Source organism: Desulfovulcanus ferrireducens, assembly GCF_018704065.1.
Lineage (GTDB): Bacteria > Desulfobacterota > Desulfovibrionia > Desulfovibrionales > Desulfonatronovibrionaceae > Desulfovulcanus > Desulfovulcanus ferrireducens.
In genome coordinates this window covers 20,265-42,625 of sequence record NZ_JAGUQP010000015.1, presented here as the reverse complement: position 1 = coordinate 42,625, position 22,361 = coordinate 20,265, and the positions used below count along the sequence as shown (strand labels likewise).

At 49.1% G+C, this 22,361-nt stretch carries 18 protein-coding genes; 5 read left to right on the top strand and 13 right to left on the bottom strand.

The window, feature by feature from the left end:
• Positions 1–62: 62 nt before the first annotated feature.
• From KFV02_RS06720 to KFV02_RS06685, 8 genes are all read right to left on the bottom strand, one after another.
• On the bottom strand, positions 63–278 hold the full coding sequence (locus KFV02_RS06720) for a 4Fe-4S dicluster domain-containing protein (RefSeq protein ID WP_252380773.1): 216 nt from the start codon (positions 276–278) through the stop codon (positions 63–65).
• A gap of 144 nt (positions 279–422) precedes the next feature.
• Positions 423–1,562: a tRNA preQ1(34) S-adenosylmethionine ribosyltransferase-isomerase QueA gene (gene queA / locus KFV02_RS06715; RefSeq protein ID WP_353617312.1), complete on the bottom strand. Its 1,140-nt coding sequence runs from the start codon at positions 1,560–1,562 to the stop codon at positions 423–425.
• A gap of 777 nt (positions 1,563–2,339) precedes the next feature.
• Positions 2,340–3,296 (bottom strand): glycoside hydrolase family 130 protein, encoded by a 957-nt coding sequence (locus KFV02_RS06710; RefSeq protein WP_252380772.1) that lies wholly within the window; start codon positions 3,294–3,296, stop codon positions 2,340–2,342.
• Positions 3,283–4,629: a glycosyltransferase gene (locus KFV02_RS06705; protein ID WP_252380771.1), complete on the bottom strand. Its 1,347-nt coding sequence runs from the start codon at positions 4,627–4,629 to the stop codon at positions 3,283–3,285. Before KFV02_RS06705 ends, KFV02_RS06710 begins: the two co-directional genes overlap by 14 nt.
• Positions 4,626–5,585: a glycoside hydrolase family 130 protein gene (locus KFV02_RS06700; protein WP_252380770.1), complete on the bottom strand. Its 960-nt coding sequence runs from the start codon at positions 5,583–5,585 to the stop codon at positions 4,626–4,628. The genes KFV02_RS06705 and KFV02_RS06700 overlap by 4 nt, the downstream gene beginning before the upstream one ends.
• Positions 5,582–6,808: a glycosyltransferase gene (locus KFV02_RS06695; protein ID WP_252380769.1), complete on the bottom strand. Its 1,227-nt coding sequence runs from the start codon at positions 6,806–6,808 to the stop codon at positions 5,582–5,584. Before KFV02_RS06695 ends, KFV02_RS06700 begins: the two co-directional genes overlap by 4 nt.
• A 156-nt stretch (positions 6,809–6,964) precedes the next feature.
• Complete coding sequence (locus KFV02_RS06690) at positions 6,965–9,238, bottom strand: glycosyltransferase family 4 protein (RefSeq protein WP_252380768.1); 2,274 nt, start codon at positions 9,236–9,238, stop codon at positions 6,965–6,967.
• On the bottom strand, positions 9,235–9,390 hold the full coding sequence (locus KFV02_RS06685; RefSeq protein ID WP_252380767.1) for a hypothetical protein: 156 nt from the start codon (positions 9,388–9,390) through the stop codon (positions 9,235–9,237). The genes KFV02_RS06690 and KFV02_RS06685 overlap by 4 nt, the downstream gene beginning before the upstream one ends.
• An 826-nt stretch (positions 9,391–10,216) precedes the next feature.
• Here KFV02_RS06685 and KFV02_RS06680 point away from each other — a divergent pair.
• Complete coding sequence (locus KFV02_RS06680; protein ID WP_252380766.1) at positions 10,217–11,188, top strand: deoxyhypusine synthase family protein; 972 nt, start codon at positions 10,217–10,219, stop codon at positions 11,186–11,188.
• A 95-nt stretch (positions 11,189–11,283) separates the two neighbouring features.
• On the opposite strand, the gene KFV02_RS06675 is transcribed toward KFV02_RS06680, so the two are convergent.
• The 5 genes from KFV02_RS06675 to KFV02_RS06655 form a co-directional block, all read right to left on the bottom strand.
• Positions 11,284–12,156 (bottom strand): EamA family transporter, encoded by an 873-nt coding sequence (locus tag KFV02_RS06675; protein ID WP_252380765.1) that lies wholly within the window; start codon positions 12,154–12,156, stop codon positions 11,284–11,286.
• Positions 12,157–12,408: 252 nt separating this feature from the next.
• Entirely contained in the window at positions 12,409–13,818 is a 1,410-nt protein-coding gene (locus KFV02_RS06670; protein WP_252380764.1) for an aminopeptidase, read from the bottom strand.
• The gene (locus tag KFV02_RS06665) at positions 13,808–14,788 is read right to left on the bottom strand and encodes a UDP-glucuronic acid decarboxylase family protein (RefSeq protein WP_252380763.1); all 981 of its coding nucleotides are present in this window, start codon (positions 14,786–14,788) and stop codon (positions 13,808–13,810) included. The genes KFV02_RS06670 and KFV02_RS06665 overlap by 11 nt, the downstream gene beginning before the upstream one ends.
• 163 nt (positions 14,789–14,951) lie before the next feature.
• Positions 14,952–16,364 (bottom strand): L-seryl-tRNA(Sec) selenium transferase, encoded by a 1,413-nt coding sequence (gene selA, locus KFV02_RS06660; protein WP_252380762.1) that lies wholly within the window; start codon positions 16,362–16,364, stop codon positions 14,952–14,954.
• 92 nt (positions 16,365–16,456) lie between these two features.
• Positions 16,457–17,725 carry a bifunctional folylpolyglutamate synthase/dihydrofolate synthase gene (locus KFV02_RS06655; protein ID WP_252380761.1) on the bottom strand — a complete coding sequence of 423 codons (1,269 nt, stop codon included), beginning with the start codon at positions 17,723–17,725 and terminating at the stop codon, positions 16,457–16,459.
• A 210-nt stretch (positions 17,726–17,935) separates the two neighbouring features.
• Between KFV02_RS06655 and KFV02_RS06650 the strand changes: the two genes are divergently transcribed.
• From KFV02_RS06650 to KFV02_RS06635, 4 genes are read left to right on the top strand one after another with little or no spacing between them, the layout of a single operon-like run.
• Positions 17,936–19,462: a glutamate synthase-related protein gene (locus tag KFV02_RS06650; protein ID WP_252380760.1), complete on the top strand. Its 1,527-nt coding sequence runs from the start codon at positions 17,936–17,938 to the stop codon at positions 19,460–19,462.
• Positions 19,463–19,465: 3 nt separating this feature from the next.
• Complete coding sequence (locus tag KFV02_RS06645) at positions 19,466–19,906, top strand: 4Fe-4S dicluster domain-containing protein (protein ID WP_252380759.1); 441 nt, start codon at positions 19,466–19,468, stop codon at positions 19,904–19,906.
• A gap of 21 nt (positions 19,907–19,927) precedes the next feature.
• Positions 19,928–21,208 (top strand): NAD(P)/FAD-dependent oxidoreductase, encoded by a 1,281-nt coding sequence (locus KFV02_RS06640; RefSeq protein WP_252380758.1) that lies wholly within the window; start codon positions 19,928–19,930, stop codon positions 21,206–21,208.
• A gap of 18 nt (positions 21,209–21,226) precedes the next feature.
• Positions 21,227–22,360 (top strand): class II glutamine amidotransferase, encoded by a 1,134-nt coding sequence (locus tag KFV02_RS06635; RefSeq protein ID WP_289510104.1) that lies wholly within the window; start codon positions 21,227–21,229, stop codon positions 22,358–22,360.
• Position 22,361 lies beyond the last annotated feature (1 nt).

Sequence of the window (22,361 nt, the reverse complement as noted above, 5' to 3'; positions counted from 1 at the left end):
TTTCGCTGATTTCAAACTTATTCCCCAAACTTCTTTAACCTCCCAGCTTCTCAACTTCTTTTCTATGCCGGTTTATAAACTAAAATGGCCGAATCAGGACAGATGTGTCCACAAAAACCACAACCAGTACATTTGGTCACATCCTCTGAACGTACCTCGACCACCTTGTAGCCCTGTTTGTTAAAACGGCTTGACTGGACAATAATTTTTTTTGGGCAAACCAAGGTGCATAGGAGGCAGCCTTTGCAACGTTCATCCTGTACTTCAATTCTGGACATAAATCCTCCTTTGCTTAGGTGCTGCACTGCTTTCTCTCCATCATTCTGAACAGAGCCAAGCTTCTTTATGGTCCTCAGGCGAAGCGGACGGCTTTCTTTCACCTGCCTTTGGCGGGACCACAAGAATGACGTAACAGAACACGGTTAGAGAATAAGCATTGCATCTCCGTAAGAAAAAAAACGGAAATCGTTTTTTATTGCAAATTCATAGGCTCTTAAAATGTTTTCTCTGCCAGCTAGGGCCGAAACCAAAATAATAAGTGAAGAGCCAGGCAGGTGAAAGTTGGTGATTAAATGATCAATAACCTGAAACTTGAAGCCTGGCTTGATGAACAGGTCTGTCCATCCCCGGTAGGGGTTGATGCCTCCCGTGAGACAGGCCATGCTCTCCAATGCCCTGACTGTGGTTGTGCCTACAGCCACTATGGGCCTTTTTTCTTTTTTGGCCCTCTCTATATTTTGGGCAGTATCTTCAGGAATTTCAATGTATTCTGCGTGCATTTTATGTTCACGAATGTCCTGACAACGGATTGGAGAAAATGTGCCGTACCCCACATATAAGGTTATTTCAGCCCAGCGGACTCCGCATGCTGTTAGCTTATTTTTTACTTCCTCTGTAAAATGTAATCCCGCTGTAGGAGCTGCAACTGACCCTAATTTTTCCTTTCGGCTATAGATAGTTTGATACCTGTATCGATCCAGTTCGCTGACATCTCGGCGGATATAAGGTGGAAGCGGCATCTTGCCGTAACTAATGAATTTTTGGGCTAGGTCTCCTTGCCAGAAAAGCTTTACCCTACATTTCCCAAAATCTTTTCGTTCAAGCACTGTTAATTTTAAATCTTTTTGAAAATGGATCTCTTCACCTACGCGAGGGCCCTTAGATGCCTTTAGCAATCCTTCCGCTGAGGCGCTCAACCAATCATTGTCTTCTTTTTCGGCCTTTATCAAAGGTAGTGGAGTTAAAAGTAGAAATTCTACCTTGCCCCCGGTTTTTTTGCGTCCAATAAGTCTGGCAGGAAGAACCTGGGTATTGTTCACCACCAGGAGTGAACCATGCGGAATAAATTTATGGATACTGGAAAAGGCGCTTTTGTGCAGAGTTTTCTCTTGCCTGTTTAAGATGAGCAGGTTGGAGGCCTCTCTGCTTTGGGCCGGTACCTGGGCAATTTTGTCTGCTGGAAGCTCAAATGTATAGTTTTTTAAATCAAAGTCAGGAGGAATTGTCATTTTGTTTAATGTTGAATAGATTCCTGTAGCAAAGGTAGCTTTGCTACAGGACAATTATTATTTCGTTTTTTTGAGCAAATTTTTTGTATCCATCCATGGCCTTTCACCAGAGAAGGCCGAAGCTATTTTTTGAGTCGAAGAATTGCTTATTTTTAAGCAAAAACAAAATTATTAACTAAGGTTACAGGTTGATGCAACCCTTAATTTTTTCGTTTCACCTGGGCGGAAATCATAAAAAGTTCGTTATAAAGCTTAACTTAAATATTAGTCTTTATTTGAGTTGATAATCAAGTGGTTTTGCAAAAAAAAGCTAATCTGTTAATTATTACAACAAATTACCTTAGTTTGTAGATGCCTAAAATGTTGATGATATTTTGGGATTCTGTTGTCGTTTGAGGGGATAAGTTAGAGGATTATAGATGATATTATTGACCCAGCTGTGTATTTGTATGGCTGGGCTCCGACCTTCTGCTTTTATTGCCAACTTAACCTTTTAGAGCCTGTGGCCGAACCTTTTTATCAACTTAATTTCCAAGTTTTATTTCAGTTTTGGTTTCTTTCATGCTGGTACAAAGACTTGGACCTGTTCTCAAAACTTGCCTGCGGACAGAGCATAATGGGATACTTTGGGTAAACAAATATTCTTTTTATTATCGATAGTTATGGTGGAGATTGCAAAGTGTTTAGCCCATTCATCCCGATGCTCTGTTTTTCCGCAAGCATCACTAAGATTGGGTTACCCAAGCCATTTGTAATGCATTTCAGAAACCAAGATTTTCAATCAGCGGTTAAAATGGGGTTTGGCCACAGACTCTTAAAGTCCTGTTCCCGTCATTTTCCATTACTATCTGGCAGTGCCGGCCGTGGCCGCTGCAGACACGCATCCACGAGTTCCTCAATATCTGCACTGCCGGCGCACATTACGGTATCAGCTCCGCCCCAGTAGATTTTCACGGTTCCGTCTGCTTCGGGGACTGCGCCGCAGCAGAACACCACGTTGGGCACATAGCCTGAACGTTCCCACGGTTCTTCCGGTTCGAGGATCCACTCATCCGTCACCGCCACGATCCTTGCCGGGTCATGGAGGGCGTGCAGGGCGGCGCCGAGTCGATAGACGGCTCCGTTCATTGTCTGGAAGACACCGTGGAAGATGTGCAGCCAGCCCCGGTCCGTGGCAAACGGCGTGGCGCCGGGCCCAATCTTTAGCTCATCCCAATGGTACGGCAAGGACGCCATCAGCCGTCGTGATTCACCCCAATGGATGAGGTCGGAAGAGTAGGAAATCCAGATAGACCAGGGGGTGCTGTCGGTGTGTGGCCGGTCCAAACGCGCGTAGCGGCCGTTAAAACGTTGTGGAAAGAGGACGACGTTGCGATAATCCGCTTGCGTGATTAGTGCGATGCGCTCGACGTGCTGGAAATCCTCTGTTCTGGCGAGTGCGATGCGCACGCCGTGCGCTGAATAGGCGCTGTAGGTGATGTAATATGCACCATCGATCCGACAGATGCGAGGATCCTCCACTCCGAAGGCCTCGTATTCGCCGAATACGCCGTCACCAGCGGGCGTTAGCCAGGGTTCGGGCCGGACCTTGAAGCGGAATCCGTCTCCGCTTTCTGCCATGCCAATGACCGAATGGCCGTTGCGCAAATGGGCACGGAACAGCATCACGTAGCGGTCGTTATGCCGTATCACGGCAGCGTTGTGCACGGTGGCCACCGGGTAAGGCACGTTATCCGGCGTCAGGATTGGATTTTGCTCGTGACGGCGGACGAGTCTATGTCCGGCCATAATCGTCCTCTAACCGCTCGATGTCGTCCTCGCCGAAATACTCCCCTTGCTGCACCTCGATAAATACCATGTCGTCTTCGCCCACGTTGGCGATGCGATGGGCAGCGCCGCACGGAATATCTACGGAATCCCGCATGCCCAGGCGATGCTTCTTATCTCCCACCTGCGCCACGGCCGCGCCCCGCACGATGTGCCAGTGTTCGGAACGTCGTCGGTGCCGTTGCAGTGACAGACGCTTGCCAGCATACACGGTAATGCGCTTGACCTTGTGCCCAGGCCTGTCGGAGAGCACTTCGTAATAGCCCCATGGCCGTATGTTTTCCTGGTCGGCTATTATATGTTTGTAGACGGCGATATAATCCTTCACCATGCGTTCGGCGGAAAACCGCGTCTCCGCCTCCCGACGGCACCTTGTTCGCGAAATCTCCGGAATCAGCCTGAGGGCATGCACGGCCTCTTCTACGCTGTGGACGAGAAATCCGGTTTCTCCATCCCTGATCAACTCCGGCATTGAACCTTTGGCGAAGGCCACTACCGGTGCGCCGCAGGCCATGGCCTCCACAACGGAGAGACCGAATGGCTCGGCAAAGGCGATGGGGTGCAACAGGGCATAGGCGCCGCCAAGCAGCCGGTTGCGTTCCACTGGACCGACCGCACCCAGATAGCGGACCGTCTGGCCGTCAACATGCGGTTTGATCTGGCTTGCGAAGTAAGATTTATCCTGGACAGGGCCAGCCATGACCAGCAGCATACCCGCCGCCCGGGCGATAGCGATCGCTTCGGCCGCGCCCTTGTCCGGGTGGATGCGTCCGAAGAATAGCAGGTAGCTTCCGGCCTCGGGTTGAAAGGTAAATTGCGCCAGGTCAATGCCGTGATAGACGGTAGCGGCATAATCGAGCCGATCGCTCCGGTCTGCGTTGCTGATGGATACATAGGCTGTTCTGTCGTTGTATCGCTCGTATGCCGGGAGGATGGCCTCGGAGGAAAAGCCGTGAATCGTTGTCACCATCGGAATGGAAACCGAGCCAGTATAGCTCAATGGCAGGAAATCAAAGTGATTGTGGATGATATCGAAATCATCCGCGTCTTCAAACACTTCTGCGATATGCATGCATTCCCACACTTTGGGATCCAGCGATTTATCCTCCTCATAGGGACGCGGGCAGATAGTTCGCAGACGTGCGGTGGTGCAGGAATCACCGGTAGCGAACAGGGTGACATCATGCCTCCTGGCCACGAGACCATCCGCCAGCAAGGCGACCACCTGTTCCCATGGGCCGTAATGCCTGGGCGGCGTGCGCCAGGCAATGGGCGAGATCAGTGCTATTCTCATCTGATGCCTCCTTTGCATGGATGGTCCAGAAGGCAGGCGAGCAATTTATCAAGACTGGCAGTGGCGAGCGCTATGCAGGTGTCGGCGGCGCCGTAGTACAGCCGGATTTCGTCTCCGTCGAGGAGCCATCCACAGGGAAAGACGACGTTGGGGGTATCGCCTATCCGCTCACAGTGGGCCTCGGGGCCGAATACCCAGTTGTCCAGACGGCGGATCACGTGGCTCGGATCATCGAGATCGAGCAACGCCAACCCCAGACGGTAGATATACGCCGCACCCATGCGGCGCACGCCGTGGTAGAGGATCACCCAGCCTTCGGATGTGGCCAGGGGCGGCGTGGCAATGCCGATCTTGGCGCTGTCCCAGAAACCCGGAACCCGGGCCGGCAGCAACAGCCGGTGGCCGCCCCATGAACGCAGGTCGGGAGAATAGGAAATCCAGATGTGTGCGGAGACGCCAGGCATGGCTGGAGCGGGGCGATGCAGCATGCAATAGCGGTCGCCAATGCGTCGGGGAAAGAGCGCGGCGTCTTTGTTTTCCGGCGGCAGTGCCGGCCCCAACCTCCGGAAGGAAAGAAAGTCCCGGGTCGTGGCCAGGGACACGAGTGGTCCGCATTCTGAATAGGCCGTGTAGGCGATTACCCACTCCGCCAGGTCCTCGATAAATGTAATGCGGGGATCCTCCACGCCCCAGGCCTCTTCTGGATATTTCTTGGAGCCGGGGGCCAGGACGGGGGCGCTGTCCACCCGCCAGTCTCCTATACCGTCGCGGCTGCGGGCGCAGGTCAGGTGAGATCGGCCGCAAAGGGCTTCGACCCGCATGAGCAGCAGGGTTTCGCCGTCGACCTCGGCTACGCCGGGATTGAACACGGCGTTGGCCGCATAGGGCAGTGCCTGCACGGTCAGGAGCGGATTATCCGGGTGGCGCTGGAAGAGAGCCATCGTGCCGGCCATCATTCGAACTCCATGGGCAGTTCCGGCGTTTTCCCTGTTCGCTTCGCCTTGCGGGCTAGGCGGTAGGCCTTGTTGTACTGTTTGACCACCACGTCCCATGATACCACCTCATCCAGGTAGCGCCGGAGGTTACTGCCAAGCTTCATGCGCAGTTCCTCGGAGCAGGCCAGGCGGATGACCTTCTCCTTCAGCATCTTCTTCGTGGTAAACATGAGGCCGCCTTCACTTTCCAGTGTCTGTGAGGTCAGCCCCTCCATCGGTGCCGTGGTGATATAGGGCTTGTTCAGGGCGATGATACGTGCCAGGGTGCCGGATTGTGTTTCATCCTGGGAAGGCAGTACGATGAAGTCGCAGACCGCCATCACCTTGTAGTAGATATCTCCGCGCGGAACAAACTCGTAGTAGTGCGCCAGTCCCTCGCGTTCCAGCAGTTCTACCTCGCTCTTGTATTTTTCGTAGTTCGACAGGTCACGGGGATCGCGCATGGCGCCGGCCGCCAGTAGATCCCACTCCTCGCCGGTGCAGCGCTTGATTTCAATGGCGATGTCCCGCCACATGGATATCAGGATGTCCCAGCGCTTGTTCGCTTGGATCCACCCGACCAGACCAACCAGGTGGGGGCCGAGGCAGCACGCTCGGTCCAGCCCTAGTTCGGCGCGCAGCTCAGGTACCTTTTCTACCGGCCAGCGCCGATCGGGTCGAGCGCCATGCGGCACGATCATGATGTTGCGTGGCATCGTCCATTCGAAGCTATCGAAGGTCCAATGGAGCCGCCATTTCTGGTAGGCGCACTTGAACATCACCACATCAGCGAGCTTGCACAACTGAAAGATGAAATTGGCCTCTGCGTCGCGCAAACGGCCATGCACCGTGTGCGGTTCTACCACGATGGGATAGTCCTGGATGGCCTTAAGCAAGGCCAGAAAACCGGCGTTTGTGTCGCCTGCGCCGTGTTCGTCGTAAAATTCATAGAGGCCATATTCATGCTCGATGTGAACGACAGAGGGGTCAAGTTCCTTGATCTTTTTCACCACTGGCTTCCACCAGCCGTGCCGCGTCATGTCAATCAGGGGAAAGACGCCGTCACCAGAGCCGTCAGTATGGCAGATCACAAGCACTTTGCGGGTAGGATTATGTTTTTGGATGAACTCACGCGCCTCTTCGGCAAAGGTGGCTATACCGCACAGTCTCGGCGGCCAGCTGGAAATGATGACGATTGGCTTCATTGGTTGTGGTCCTCTTGTCGTATTTGTTCATAATGTAGTCGCAAAAGGCCCGTCCATGGGCTTAATAGTGGATGTTCGCAATGCCGTCGTCTCCGGCACCAGGATGTCATGCGGCTGCAAGAATGGGCAATTCGGAGGACTTGATGGATGACGCTGTTACACATTTGCGGCCTTAACGGCGGGGACTGCGTTCTGCTCTTCCTCTATGCTCAGGTACGCTAGCATGTAGCTGATCAGGCTTTCCGCGCCCTGATTCAGGTTGACGCCGTCCGGGGTCAGGCCATCGTAGCAACCCCGTGATCTGAAGTCGAACAGGGCGACACTCGCATCGTTGTGGCCAAAGAACCAGTTGAACGCTTTGCGCATCAGCTTGATAAAGGAGACGTCCCCTGTGGCCGCGAATGCCTCGCGCAACATGCGCACAGTGGATGTCGCTTCAATGGGTTGCTGATCAAAGCGGGCCTTTTCCGCACCTTTGGGATACCAGCCATTGCAACCTACGAAAGAAAAGTGATTGCCGGTGAAGGTCGCCCCGATGAGGAAGCGGCAGGACTCGAGGGCCGTTTCACGATAAATCTTGTTCCCCAGCGTTTCAGAGGCAACAAACAGGGCATGTGGCAGCGCGGCGTTGTCGTAGGTCAACAGGTCTTCAAACCATGCCCAATCAGGGGTAGCGCATTGTCGGTACGCCCGCATGAGACAGTTCGCGGCCTTGCCCATTTCCCGGCGCATGCGCACATCATCGGGAAATCCCGTGAGATAATCGGCAAGACCGGAAATCTCGTAGGCCCGGCCGCGTAGGCTGAAGTCATCTGTTATGGCCATGGCGTCCAGGAAGGCCTCTTGAGCTAAGACGGCCAGAGATGGTCTTGGAGGACGAGCGATGAGCGCTCCCAAGGCGCAGACTGCCCTTGCAGTGGCGTCCTCGGACCGGACTGGTGGGAGAAACTCCCGCTCATAGGACATGAAATTGTGAAAACCCCCGTCTGGTTTCCTGGCATGGAGGAGAAAAGCAAAATAGATTTCCAGCAGCCTGAGCGACTCCTGATCCCGATACTGGTGATGACAACGGGCCATAACCTCCAGAGCGCGGGCGTTGTCGTCGGTGCAGTAGCCGTGGACACGGTCCGGGATGGTGTGCATGGCATGCTGGAAGATGCCGGTGTCGTCAGACATGCGAAGGAAGTGGTCCAAGCGAAGCTCGGGAAGTTCCTTGAGAGTCACTCGTTTCGTGGGCGCGGCTTCCATATCCAGGGCTGCAGACGGAGCCGCCGGCGCCGTCAGGTGCTGGAACAAACGCCAGTAGGTCGTACCGGTCCTGGTCCAGGTCATGGTACGACCATACTCGAAGGCGCTCCTGCGCATAGTATCACATGCCGCCGGATTATCGATCAGGCTGATCAAGGCCGCGGCAATGGCCTCGTAATCCCGGAATGGAACCAGTATGCCGCGTCCGTCGTCCAGCAATTCCTCTGCATACCAGTAGGAGGTGGAGATCACTGCTTTGCCCATCCCGACGGCGAAGGCCAGCGTGCCGCTGGTCAGCTGTTCTTTGTGCAAATATGGCGTCAAATAATAGTCGGCTGCATTCAGGAACTGATGCAGTTCATTATCGTTGGTGAAGCGATTAATGAATGCGACGTGGCGTTCAAGGCCCAGATCATGCACCAGCCGTTGCAGAAAGAGGCGGTATTCCTCGCCATCGTTGCGTTTTACCTCCGGATGCGTGGCCCCGAGTACAAGATAGAGGATGGAGGGATCTCGCTTAACGACCTCGGGAAGTGCGCGTATGGTCCATTCGATACCCTTGTTGCGCCCTAGCAGGCCGAAGGTCAGGGCGATCTTTCGGTTCCTGAATCCTAGGCTCTGCTTATATGGTCTGGAATCTTCAAAAGGCAGATCAGGGATGCCGTGCGGGATCATCTCGATCTTGTCCGCGGGCACTCCGTAGCTATCACGCAGCATGGATATGCCGCGTTGGTTCATGACCACCATTTTGCTGGAGACACTTGCAATACGGACCAAGGCGTCGCGATATTGAGGGTCTGGCTTTTCCAATACCGTGTGCAAGGTTGTAACCACCGGCATGGAAAGACACTCGAGGAGTTCACAGATGTAGCTTCCCGCCTTGCCGCCGAACAGGCCATATTCGTGCTGCAGGCTTACCAGGTTGACGCCGCTGTAGTTGATGTAGTCGGCAGCAGTCAGGTAGTCTCTCTGCTGATCCCTGCGAATGGTGAGCTTGACCTTGTCGTCGTAGCTGAAGTGATCAGCCGCCTCCATGGCGATGATTTCCGCATCCAGCTTGCCTGCAGACGCCCCGGAGGCATGCGCGATGAGATCCGATGTGAATGTGGCAATGCCGCATTGCCGCGGCAAAAAAGAGGAGATAAAGGCAATTTTGTGGGGTTTCAAGCTCCTGGCACTCATGACGCGTCATCTCCGGAGCTGACTGCGTAAGCCGGAGTTTTTCCGCTAGTCTGCCAGAAATTATTGGTCAGTATGTGCTCGACGATCTTTTTCGAGTGAAGATGTTTGGCAGCATACCGCAGAGCGTATATTTTGGGGTCTAGGCCACTCATTTTTTGCGCCTCCTGTCGCCTTGTCCTCTAGTCGGAGATATTTTCCGACCCTTTGAGATTCGACTCTTTTTGCCTGCGCGGGGTATCTATTTGTCATAGAGGGTCTTGACCAGAGCCTTAGACTCGAGACCACCGTATGAACCCGGAGCACTCGCAGTATAGAATAGATATTTATCGCTTTTTAATAACACCAGAATTGTCAACAAAATTGAACATACAACTTAGGAGATGGATGTCAAGCGCTTTTCTATATTTATGCAGGTTAGTAGCATCTAAATTAATATTGATTAAAATATTAGAGAGATGTCTCAACCTGGCTTGCGTTATTTTTCATTTAAATATTTTTTAAAGGTCGACTAAATAGGATGTTGTCAACTCTAAAAGAGAAGATCAAACAATTTACCCTTATCCCTCGTATATTTAACATTCTTTTTAAAGTCTAAGTTAGACAGCATTAAAGCTTATACCCTCAAAAATTTGCGTATGTCTGCGGTTAAATAAAAAAAACTAGCGAAGCAGTAAATTTAGTCATTTAGCCCTGCGATTTATAAACAGGCCAGTGTACATTGCTGGATTTTATGGGCGGCAGGGTTCTTGAAAATCCTATACTCACCTACTCAACCCAAGTACAGCCATCGGATGCACCCGTCAAAATGGGGTTTGCCATAGACTCAAAAACAGCCATTCAAGACTTGATTCCTGTTATACTCTCAGCTAATCGCCGGAAAGTGATTTTTGCTCTGAAAACAAGGCTACGGATCACTAAATTATAAACTTATGCTCAACAACCTATCAAACTACTACTATCAAATAACAAGGAGTAGATATGACAACTATAAGCGCTTTTATGGAAGAGAATTTCAAACACTTCAATGCCCGCGAAACCCTGGAAGCGGCCAGGGCCTGGCGCGAGCTTCTGGACAAGGGCGGGCGCATGCTTTTGGCTATGGCCGGAGCAATGAGTACAGCAGAGATTGGCATCTCTCTGGCCAGGATGATCCGGGAGGACAAAGTCCATGCTATTTCCGCTACCGCGGCCAACTTGGAAGAAGATATTTTTAATCTTTTCAGTAATAAAGAGTATAAAATGGTGCCCCATTACAGGGATTTGACTCCTGAGCAGGAACGAGAACTTCGAGACCAGGGCTTTAACCGGGTCACTGACACCTGCATCCCGGAATCAGTTATGATACATATTGAAAAGATTTTACTGGATAATTGGCGTGAGGCCGCTGCTAAAGGCAAGCCGAAATTTCCCTGGGAGTTTATGTATGAATTGCTGAAAACCCCAGGCATTGAAAGATATTTTCAGATTCCGCCTGAGCACTCCTGGGTCTATGCGGCCATGGAAAAGGGGATACCGATCTATACCCCTGGCTTTGAGGACTCCACTCTGGGCAATGTCTATTGCGCTGATGTGATGAGAGGCAAGATTCCCAGCCACCACGGCGTGCGAACCGGCACCGAGCAAATGGAGCACCTGGCCGAATGGTATCAAAAGCAGGTCGAGGATGGCGCTCCAGTGGGCTTTTTCCAGATCGGTGGAGGTATTGCCGGCGATTTTGCCATATGCGTGGTACCCATGCTCATTCAGGATGTGAAGAAGAAGGATACTCCCTACTGGGCCTACTTTGCCCAGATAGGTGACAGTACTACCTCATACGGTTCGTACTCCGGGGCCGTGCCCAATGAAAAAATTACCTGGCATAAACTGGATACAGATACCCCGCGGTTTATGATCAACTCTGATGCTTCTATCGTGGCCCCACTTATTTTTATGTATGTTTTAGGGGAGTAAATTTATGAAAGGGTGAGAAAGGCAAGGGGAGAAGCGGGGAGGGAGTGATTATTTTTCTCCGTTTCACCCCGTCTCCGACTCGCCGTTTTTCTCTCTTACATCCTCAGCAAAAGTATCCCCACGACAATAATTACGGATGCCACTGTGCGCAGTGCGATCTGGGATTCTCTGTAGATTATTGCACCCAGCCAGACGCTCAAGACAATACCGGCTTTGCGCAGGGCAACGGCATAGCTGATAGGACAGACTTTCATTCCGTAACGGAAAAATAGCACTGAGCCTGCAAGGAATACTCCTCCTAAAAATATCTGCCCGGGAAGTTTTTTTATTTCGGCTAACATTGCAGTAGAAGAAGATTTTTTCCATACGACGATACTTAAAAAAGAGAGCATAAAAAAGATCATTAAAGTGATGTAAGGATAGACAAGAGGAGCGGACAGTCTATCTACTCCTGCTTTATCAAATACTGACCCAATAGATGCAAAGAGACTGGCTGCAAGGGCCCAGAAAACAGGTTTTTTGTCTTTTTTTACCTGTTTTGAAGAAGAGGTGCTCTTTCGTTCCCACTGGAGCAGGATAGCTCCAAAGGTTGTTAGAAAGATGCCTGTTATTCCGGAAAGACTTAAGTATTCCCCCAGGAACCAGCTTGCCCAGATGGGAACAAACAGGGGCGTAAGATTGGTTAAAGGATAGACCAGGGACAATTCTCCCTTTTGATATGCCTTGCCAGTACATAGCTGGTAAAAAGAGTACATCAGGCTGGCTCCTAAACAGGCAAACACAGAGGAAAGAGGCATGGTTTTCCATATTGGCAAGTGCCATAGGGCCAGGGGAAGAAAAAGTATTAAAGTGGTGACGAACATCCACCAGATGAATATTTGTTTTTGAGGACTGTTTTTGACGCAGAGGTTCCAGCCCATGTGAAAAAGGGCTGAGATGAAAATGAAGAACAGGGCCTGGATGTTCATATTACCGTGAAAATTTATAAATTCGAAACAACTTTAAATTTTCAAATTACCAAATGACAAAAATATTAACTTGAGTTGTGTCTCGAACTGGAAGAAGAAGTTCTGGATTTTGGTCATTCGAAGTTGTCTCGGAATGCGAATTTCGATATTAGGATTTTTCATGCACGCGGATGACAAAATCTTTTGTCATGGAAGTTCATGTTGAGTTGGTAAGGGCGCTGGCGGCTCTGAACGCCTGGCGCCCTTGTTTTATTATTTTGCCTGAAAGAATTCTTTATAAGCCAGATAGGTGGCATAGATGTCGGCTTTGCTGGTAATCTCAAACGGGCTGTGCATGGCCAGTACTCCGGGACCAAAGTCAATGATATCCAGACCATAGATGGCCAGAAATTTGGCCACGGTGCCTCCCCCGCCAATGTCCACTTTGCCCAGTTCGGCCATTTGCCAGGGAATCCCTGCTTTATTGAGAATATTTCTCAGCCAGGCCACATATTCGGCATGGGCATCGTTGGCTCCGTATTTACCCCTGTGTCCGGTAAATTTACAAAAAACCGGTCCATGCCCCAGAAGAGATGCATTGAGCTTTTCATGCACGTCTTGATAATCCGGGTCCAAGGCCGCATGTACATCAGCTGAAATGGCCTTGGTGTTTTGAAACAGTGTCCGTAAATTGGTTTTCGGCTCCCAGGACTCAATCAGGTCTTCAAAGCAGTACTCTAAAAATAAAGACTTGGCTCCTGTGGAACCATCTGAACCTATTTCCTCTTTGTCCCAGAAGATGAGTACCTGAGTGTACTCCGGCTCTTCTTGTGCCAGGAAGGCTTTTAAGCCTGTAAATACGCAGACGCGGTCATCCTGCCCGTAACCGCCGATTAAGGCCTCATCCAGGCCAACAAACCTGGCGGGACCGGCAGGTACGGCCATGAGTTCTGCCGAGTACAGGTCTTCTTCTATCAGTCCAAATTTTTGATGCAGCAGCTTGATGATTTTTTGTTTGACGAGATTTTTCCCTTTACTTTTATGTCCTGCTTCCTCAGTTTCTTCCACACTTCCCAACTTCTCTTCTTCCAGTGCCGGGCTATGGCCCAAGATTACATTCAGTTTTTCAGCCTCAAACGCTTCGGTAACTTTTTTCGTTACTTGTTTATGGGCCAGATGGGGTAAAAGATCCGCTATGGTAAAAACCGGGTCACCAGGGTCTTCGCCCAGAACAATATCTATTTTTGTCCCGTCGGTTTTTATAACCACGCCGTGCAGTGCCAAAGGCCTGGCCAGCCACTGATGTTTGCGGATGCCGCCATAATAGTGGGTTTTGGCCAGTGCTACCTGGCACTCTTCATATAATGGCCGCTGTTTCAGATCCAATCTGGGGGAATCGGCGTGTGCGCCCAAAAGACGGACGCCATTGGCCAGGGGTTGCTTTCCTTTGCGGGCTAAAAAGATAGTTTTGTCGCGATGGATCTTAAAGACTTTGTCCTGTGCAAAGTCTTCTTTAAAGCCATATTTTAAACCTTCAGAGCGGACAAAGTCTATGGTTTCTCTTTCTGTTTTGCAGGCAGATAAAAAATGCACATACTCTTTGGCCAGTTGTTCCATCTGGCTTAAATGTTCCGGGGTGTCAAAGACCTGCCAGCAGTTTTTAGGTTCAAATTCAAGATCCATTTTTCCTCCTCAAAAGGTTTTCAAAGTAGGCAATGGTTTTTTTCAGCCCCTCTTCCAGGGGGATTTTAGGTTCCCAGGAAAGAGCTTTCTTGGCAAGAGTAATGTCCGGTTTTCTTTTTTGCGGGTCATTAACAGGAAGTGGTTTAAAAATGATTTCCGACTTGGAGCCTGTAAGATGAATAATCTTTTCCGCCAGTTCCATGATAGTGATCTCTGCCGGGTTACCCAGATTGACAGGGCCGGTAAAGTCCTTGGGTGTATGCATAAGCCTCAGGATACCATCAACAAGGTCGTCCACATAGCAAAAAGAGCGGGTCTGTTCACCTTTTCCGTAGACAGTAATGGGTAGATTTTGCAGGGCCTGGATAATAAAATTGCTTACTACCCGCCCGTCATTGGGGTGCATATTCGGGCCGTAAGTGTTAAAAATCCTGGCTACCTTGATCTCCACCCCATGCTGGCGGTGGTAGTCAAAAAACAGGGTCTCGGCACATCTTTTGCCTTCGTCATAGCATGACCTGGGGCCAATGGGATTTACCCGTCCCCAGTAGTCCTCGGTTTGCGGATGTACTTCCGGGTCACCATAGACTTCGCTGGTAGAGGCCTGAAAGATTTTTGCCTTAACCCTTTTAGCCAGCCCCAGCATGTTGATGCTTCCGTGAACACAGGTCTTTGTGGTCTGTACAGGGTCGAATTGATAGTGGATGGGCGATGCCGGGCAGGCCAGGTTGTAGATTTCATCCACTTCTACATATAGTGGAAAGGTAATGTCGTGACGCAAGAGTTCAAACCTGGGATGATCCTGCAGTTGGCGAATATGGTCTTTTTGGCCGGTAAAATAATTGTCGCAACAAAGAACTTCGGCCCCAAGTTCCAGAAGTTTCTGACATAAATGCGAGCCGATAAATCCTGCTCCTCCGGTTACTAATATCCTTTTTCGCACCAGCCCCTTAAATTCGCCTTTTTGCATTGCTTGCTCCTTGAAATATGGTTCTTAGTTAATCCCGTCTAGCTTTTACCCTCACTCGTCTCGCATTAGCTACACCGGTCTGTATTTAGTTTCCCATCCCCCATTTACCCATCCACCCATCCCCCATTTACTCATTTACCCATTTACTCATTTACCCATTTACTCATCCACCCACGACCGCCTGTTCAATGGCCTCGCAGACCAGGTTATATTCTGAGAGGGCAATGGTTCGCGGATCCAGGCAAAAATAATCATCCTCCAGTCTGCCCACCAAGGGTGGTTCTGTGTGCAGGAGTCTGTTTTTTAAGTCTTCGATACTCATTTGTCTGGGCCTTATGGCCACAAGAGTCGTAGGCAAGTCCTGCTCTGGAAAAGCTCCGCCCCCGACCCTGGAGTGATTGGGAATAAGTTTCAATTCCAGATGGTCTTTTAGGCGTCGGGCCAGCCTGTTTTTTAGTCTCCGGGCTTTTTGCTTAAGTTCCTGTTCAGATAAAGTAATCATGTTTACTGTGGGTATCTTTTCCCGGGCCAGGTCCATGTCCAGATACAGGCGCAAAGTAGCTTCTAAAGCTGCTAGGGTCATTTTATCTATGCGCACGGCACGGTTCATGGGATTTTTCTTGATTTTATCAATGACTTCTTTTTGACCGAGGATAATTCCGGCCTGGGGCCCGCCCAGAAGTTTGTCTCCGCTAAAAGAGACTACCGAAACACCTGCCTTGATCACCTGCTGAACAGTGGGCTCATGCATAAAGGAATAGCCAGAAGCAGAAAAATCAAAGAGGTTACCGCTGCCCATATCCTCCAGAACAGGTAACCCGTATTTTTGGCCTAAGGCAACCAATTCTTTTAATTGCACTTCCTTGTGAAAGCCGATGATGCGGTAGTTGGATGTATGCACTTTAAGCAAGGCCGCCGTTTCCGGGCCAATGGCCTTTTCATAGTCGCGCAGGTGGGTTCTGTTGGTCGCCCCGACTTCGCGCAAGATGGCTCCGCTTTTGGCCATGACCTCTGGGATACGAAAAGATCCTCCGATTTCCACCAGTTGCCCGCGTGAAACGATTACCTCCTTGCCTTTGGCCAGGGTGTCCAGGATAATGAGTACAGCCGAGGCATTATTGTTTACTACAAGACCGGCTTCGGCCCCGGTCAGGCGGCACAAAAGCTCTTCTACATGGCTGTAACGGCTGCCCCGTTTACCGGTCTTTAAGGAAAATTCCAGATTGGAATAATGCCTGCAGGCATGGACAACTGCCTCAATGGCTGATTCGGCCAGGATGGAACGTCCCAGATTGGTATGAATAACCACCCCGGTGCCATTAATTACCCGGCGAAAATGGGGGCGGCTGTGGGCTCGGATATAGGCCATGATTTTTGGCTTCAAATTTTCTAGCTTCAACTGCTCGCCATTGGTAATGATCTGGCTGCGGATCTCTTCCCGGCACAGATTCAAAAAATCATTGACAAGATCCCGGACAAGTGGCCTGGGAAGATTGGCGACTATCTTTTCGCTACTTATGGCATTTAAAATTGCATCCACAGAAGGAAGATGCTTGAATAGGTTTTTTGTGTTCATTTTGTTCTTTGGGTTTGTTTAGTTAAGTTTTATGTGTTAGGTTCTAAAAAATTTGTTTCGCTTATTTGGTTTTTATCCCTTTGCCTTGATTTTTACCAAAGCGACTTATTAAACCAATCAGGTTTAATCGTAAACACTTCTGCCAGAAGATAAATTGAACCGCAAATAAGTATTGGTCCGGGCATGGTCAGTGCCAGGTCAAGAGCCTGGCCTACGTTGGGGCTAAAGTCCATATTCTGTTTCAAATATTTTTTTATTTCTTTTTTAGATAAGGACCGGGGGTTATTTTGAAGTTCCGGTACAATAACCCGCGCCTTGAAAGAGTTGATAAGGTCAAACATTTTATCTGTTTGTTTGTCTTTAAGACAGGTGAAGATGATTGTCCGCGGCAGTTTGTTTATTTTGGTCAGGGAGTTTTTTAAAGAGATAAGGCCCGCTGGATTGTGGGCTGCATCCAGGATGACTTGAGGTTTTTTATTCACGAGCTGCATCCGGCCGGACAAGAAGGCTTTTTTTAAGGCTTTTTTTATTTTTTTATCATCAAACGGCCAATTATTTTCTTGACACAAAACCCACCAGGCCAGAATAGCTGTTTGGGCATTAATTGTCTGAAACTCTCCTTTTAATCCCAGATCCTCCGAAGTGAATTCCAGATAGGGGGCCTTGTTAAAGGTGATTTTTTCATCGTGGTCAAAAAAGGAAGGGACGTAAAAGAAGGAGACGTCTTTTTCTTTTACCCTTTGTTTGATTGCCTTGAGGGCTTCTTGTTTCTGGGGGGCGCTTACAACACTTGCACTTTTTATGGCCCCGGCTTTATCCTTGGCTATTTCCTCCAGGCTCTGGCCGAGGACATCTATATGGTCTTGGTCGATGGAGGTTAAAACAGTCAGTATAGATTCAAAGATATTAGTTGAATCATAAGTTCCTCCCAGGCCAGCCTCGAAAATTGCCAGGTCAACTTTTTCCCGGGTAAAGGCCAGACTTGCCACAAGGGTTAAAAATTCAAAGTAGGTTAGGGCGATGTTTGAGCAGTTGGTTAAAACCTTGTTGGCTAGATTCACCCACTCAGAAGTTGATAGAAATCGGCTATTTATCTTTATCCTTTCTCTGACAGTCAACATGTGCGGGGAGGTAAAAAGTCCTGTTTTTAACCCGTATTCTCGTGCCAGGAAATCTAAAAAAATTGCGGTGGAACCCTTGCCATTGGTGCCCACTATGTGCACCACGGGTGGATGGTGATGAGTCAGGTTCAAGGCCTGAAGTCCGGTTTCTACCCGGTCAAGTCCCAGATCCATCCGAAATAGGCCAAGCTGTTTCAAGTATGCTTGAACTTGTCTAAAATTTAAAAATTTTGAATACATAACTAAAAATAAGGTCTCCCTGTAGGTGAGATCAAATAAATTTTACCCAGGGATTTGCTTTTTGGAAAAATTTTTTATAAAGGGATCGCCTGCTACAAATCAAGAAAGAATGCAAATGGCAAGACAAAGACCAAGTGACTGGCGGGAGTCGCTGAATAAGGAACCGCGAATTACGGAATTACGAAGAAAATAATCTCGGGGAGAAGTGCCTTGATTAACAAGCCAATTAATCAGAACTACTACGATTTTGTAATTGAGCGCGATAAGGAACTCTGTATTAACTGCCGGGTGTGTGAACGGCAATGTTCTTATCTGGCTCATTTTTGGGATGAAAACAGGCAGAAGGTCATGCATGACAATACCAAGTGTGTTGGGTGTCATCGCTGTGAGGCCTTTTGTCCTACAGGGGCCCTGACCATTAGGCGGAACAGATCAGAATTCAGAGAAAACTCTCTCTGGAAACCCTGGTTTTTAAAAAATATCTACAAGCAGGCCGACTCAGGTGGTGTATTACTGGCTGCCATGGGCAATCCTGCACCTTATCCTATCTTTTGGGATCATCTTCTCCTGGATGCCAGCCAGGTAACCAACCCTTCCATTGACCCTTTGCGTGAGCCCATGGAGTTGAGGACCTACTTGGGTTCCAAACCGGATAAGCTCGAGTTTGAAGAGAGCAGCGAGGGCAAAGTTAGTCTGAAAACCAAGCTGAGTCCGCAGATCAAGCTCAATTACCCAATCATGTTCTCGGCCATGTCCTATGGCTCAATTAATTTTAACCTGCATATAGCCATGGCCAGAGCGGCCACAGAATTGGGCATTGTTTACAATACTGGCGAGGGTGGGTTGCACCCTGATTTATATCAGTATGGGCCCAACACCATAGTTCAGGTGGCATCAGGCCGGTTTGGGGTCCACAGGGACTACTTGAATGCCGGTGCTGGTATTGAAATTAAAATCGGTCAGGGAGCAAAGCCTGGTATTGGCGGCCATTTGCCAGGGGAAAAGATTGGCCCTGGAGTATCCATGACCAGGATGATTCCAGAGGGTTCAGACGCCCTTTCACCGGCCCCGCATCATGATATTTATTCCATCGAGGATTTGCGTCAGCTTATTTATGCATTGAAAGAGGCCACAGAATACCGTCTTCCTGTTTCGGTTAAGATTGCTGCTGTGCATAATTCCGCAGCTATTGCTTCGGGCATTGTTCGGGCTGGTGCGGATATTGTGGCCATTGACGGGTTTAGAGGCGGAACCGGGGCAGCACCGACAATGATTCGCGATAATGTAGGTATTCCAATTGAAATGGCCCTGGCTTCTGTCGATCAAAGACTCAGGGATGAAGGCATCCGCAACCATGCTTCTTTGGTGGTTGCTGGCGGAATCAGATGCAGTGCTGATGTAGTCAAGGCTATCGCACTGGGGGCTGACGCTGTCTATATTGGTTCGGCAGCCTTGATAGCCGTAGGCTGTACCATGTGTCAGCGTTGTTATACTGGAAAGTGCCCGTGGGGAATTGCAACCAACGTTCCAGCATTAGCCAGAAGGCAGAACCCTGAAATTGCGACCAAGAAATTAATCAATCTGGTCCGGGGATGGGGCCATGAGATTGAGGAAATGTTAGGTGGTATGGGCTTAAATTCCATTGAAAGCCTGCGTGGAAACAGAGAAAAATTAAGGGCAGTGGGCCTTAATCAGGTTGAACTGGATATCTTAGGTGTAAAACCAGCAGGAAGGTAGTAAATGAAGCGCGTATACGTAAATCCAGAAGTTTGCATAGGCTGCCATATTTGTGAGCTGGCCTGTATGACAGGGCATTCTCAAAGTAAAGATTTGATTATTGCTTTCCGGGACGAGCAGGCACAGGGTTTGATCCCGCGCAATACAGTTGACCATGCAGGCTGGATCTCGGCCTCCTTGAGCTGTCGGCATTGTGACGAGCCTGCTTGCGTGCAGGCGTGTATTTCAGGAGCCCTGACCAAAGATAAGGAAAGTGGACGGGTAGTCTATGATGAAGAGCAATGCGTAGGATGCTGGTCATGTCTTATGGCCTGTTCTTTTGGGGCTATTAAACGTCATCCCATCAAAGAAAAGATCGTCAAATGCGATTTGTGTCCAGGCAGAGATGTCCCAGCCTGTGTTGCGGCCTGTCCAAACGAGGCTCTGGAATTTGCAGAAAAATAGAACTTATCCGGGGTGTTAAATATGAAATATGTTATAGTGGGCAATGGTGTGGCTTCAATTGGAGCCATTGAGGGTATTCGCCGGGTAGATCCTGAAGGTCCAATCACTGTTATATCAGAAGAAGAATTTAAGACATATGGACGACCTCTTATTTCTTACTTTTTGGCCGGTAAAGTTACTGGTGAACGTGTCAATTTAAGAGACGACTCTTTTTACCAGGATAATAAAGTAGATTTGAAGCTGGGCCAAAGAGTTTCGCGCGTTGATCCGGAGAAGAAAACTATTTACCTGGAAAATGAAGAGAAGATAGATTTTGACAAACTACTCCTTGCTACGGGGGGGGCGCCTTTTTGTCCACCTATTCCGGGTGCTGATGGTCAGGATATTTATTTTTTCACTACGCTCGAGCATGCCCAAACTCTGGATGGGATTTGTAAGAAACTGAAAAGGGTTGTGGTCATTGGCGGTGGACTGATTGGTTTAAAAGCTGCTGAGAGTCTCTTTGACCGGGGAGTTGAGGTGAGCATTGTTGAACTGGCTCCCAGGATTTTAAGCGCGGCCTTTGATGATGTGGCAGGAAATATCGTAGCAAACCGGCTAAAGAAGTTAGGTTTTAATATTTTTTGCAATACTACGGCCAAGGAGATCAAGCGAGAAACAGATGGTCGGGTAAAGGGAGTTCTTCTTCAGGACGGTGAGTTTTTGGAAGCTGATGCCGTGGTTATCGCCATTGGTGTCGTGCCCAATGTATCCTTGGCCAAGGAAGCAGGAATAAACGTAAACCGTGGGATTGTGGTGGATGAGAAGTTAATGACCAGTGCCCCGGATGTTTACGCTGCCGGTGATGTGGCGGAAGCCCTGGATTTTTTATGGAAAGAGCCCAGAGTCACTCCTATTTGGCCCAATGCTTATGCACAAGGATTTATAGCCGGACAGAATATGGCTGGAGTAGATAGAGAATATGCAGGTGGTCTGGCCATGAATTCCATTGGTTTTTACGGGTTACCAACCATCTCTGTTGGTATTGCCAACCCTCCAGAGGAACAGGGCTATGAAGTGCTCACCTTTGTTGATGAAGAAAAGGAAGTTTACCGCAAGTTGGTGTTTAAAGACGATAAATTGGTTGGATGTGTTTTAGTTGGTGATGTGGACAAAGCGGGGCGATATACAGGATACATACGACTTCAGATTCCTGTGACTCAAAAAATAAAGTTTCATTTACAGAACAATGAACCCACGCCCCTTGAGTGGCCAGAAGGTATTTTCCAGCAAAAGTGGAATCCGCAGGCCAGACTACGCTAAGTAAAGGAGATTTAGTTCATGAATAATCCCTGTTTGTCCATTACAGAGTATAAGAGAAAGATTTTTGCGACGAAGGAATATTTACGCGAAAAAGATATTTCAGGATGCGGTCTCTTTGGTGTAATTCATAGGCACAAAAAAACCTTGCCAGGAAATGTGGCTATTGATGCCATCGCTGTACAGCATGACCGTGGTAATGGTCTTGGTGGCGGTTTTGCCGCATATGGTATTTACCCGGAGTTAGCTGACAAATATGCATTGCATTTGATGTGTGATGACCAGGCTGCTTTGGAGAGAGCCGAGGATATTATTAGAAAATATTTTGTCATTCATCTTTCTGAACCCATACCAGTACGCAAGACCTTGGGTGTAATTAATCCGCCTGTCTTGTGGCGTTTTTTTGTGCAGGTGCGAATAGACAGGCCAGCCTGGGTACATTTGAGTGAAAATGACTATGTTGTTTCAGTAGTAATGTTGGTGAATAAAAAGGTCCCTGGAGCGTATATCTTTTCCAGTGGCAAAAATATGGGAGCTTTTAAAGGAGTAGGATTTCCCGAAGATATTGGTGAATTCTTCCGCCTGGACGAATATAAAGGTTATATCTGGACTGCTCACAACCGTTTTCCCACCAACACCCCTGGATGGTGGGGCGGAGCCCATCCTTTTACTCTCCTGGACTGGTCCATAGTGCATAATGGTGAGATTTCTTCTTACGGTATAAATAAGCGCTACTTATGCCAGCACGACTACGAGTGTACCCTGATGACCGATACGGAAGTCGTTGCTTATTTATTGGACCTCCTTATCCGAAAACACGGCCTGAGTAAAAAAATGGCCTCAAAAGTCTTTGCGCCTCCGTTCTGGGACGAAATCGAACGTATGGATGAGGAAGAGAAAGCAGCTTACACTGCACTAAGGATGGTTTATGGTTCAGCCCTGCTCAATGGCCCCTTTGCTATACTATATTCTGACGGTAAAAGTTTAACCGGCTTAAATGACCGAATAAAGCTCAGGCCTTTGATCGTGGCTGAAAAAGATGAGTTAGTCTATATGGCCAGTGAAGATTGTTCCATAAGAAGTGTATGTCCGGATCCAGATAAGTTATGGGCCCCAAAAGCTGGAGAACCTGTTATCGTGGAGGTTGAGGAATAAA

Bases quoted from the DNA above. Each gene is read 5' to 3' on its own strand.
- KFV02_RS06720 (WP_252380773.1), bottom strand. From the start codon at position 278: ATGTCCAGAATTGAAGTACAGGATGAACGTTGCAAAGGCTGCCTCCTA.
- KFV02_RS06710 (WP_252380772.1), bottom strand. From the start codon at position 3,296: ATGGCCGGACATAGACTCGTCCGCCGTCACGAGCAAAATCCAATCCTG.
- KFV02_RS06705 (WP_252380771.1), bottom strand. From the start codon at position 4,629: ATGAGAATAGCACTGATCTCGCCCATTGCCTGGCGCACGCCGCCCAGG.
- KFV02_RS06700 (WP_252380770.1), bottom strand. From the start codon at position 5,585: ATGATGGCCGGCACGATGGCTCTCTTCCAGCGCCACCCGGATAATCCG.
- KFV02_RS06695 (WP_252380769.1), bottom strand. From the start codon at position 6,808: ATGAAGCCAATCGTCATCATTTCCAGCTGGCCGCCGAGACTGTGCGGT.
- KFV02_RS06690 (WP_252380768.1), bottom strand. From the start codon at position 9,238: ATGAGTGCCAGGAGCTTGAAACCCCACAAAATTGCCTTTATCTCCTCT.
- KFV02_RS06685 (WP_252380767.1), bottom strand. From the start codon at position 9,390: ATGAGTGGCCTAGACCCCAAAATATACGCTCTGCGGTATGCTGCCAAA.
- KFV02_RS06680 (WP_252380766.1), top strand. From the start codon at position 10,217: ATGACAACTATAAGCGCTTTTATGGAAGAGAATTTCAAACACTTCAAT.
- KFV02_RS06675 (WP_252380765.1), bottom strand. From the start codon at position 12,156: ATGAACATCCAGGCCCTGTTCTTCATTTTCATCTCAGCCCTTTTTCAC.
- KFV02_RS06670 (WP_252380764.1), bottom strand. From the start codon at position 13,818: ATGGATCTTGAATTTGAACCTAAAAACTGCTGGCAGGTCTTTGACACC.
- KFV02_RS06665 (WP_252380763.1), bottom strand. From the start codon at position 14,788: ATGCAAAAAGGCGAATTTAAGGGGCTGGTGCGAAAAAGGATATTAGTA.
- selA (WP_252380762.1), bottom strand. From the start codon at position 16,364: ATGAACACAAAAAACCTATTCAAGCATCTTCCTTCTGTGGATGCAATT.
- KFV02_RS06655 (WP_252380761.1), bottom strand. From the start codon at position 17,725: ATGTATTCAAAATTTTTAAATTTTAGACAAGTTCAAGCATACTTGAAA.
- KFV02_RS06645 (WP_252380759.1), top strand. From the start codon at position 19,466: ATGAAGCGCGTATACGTAAATCCAGAAGTTTGCATAGGCTGCCATATT.
- KFV02_RS06640 (WP_252380758.1), top strand. From the start codon at position 19,928: ATGAAATATGTTATAGTGGGCAATGGTGTGGCTTCAATTGGAGCCATT.
- KFV02_RS06635 (WP_289510104.1), top strand. From the start codon at position 21,227: ATGAATAATCCCTGTTTGTCCATTACAGAGTATAAGAGAAAGATTTTT.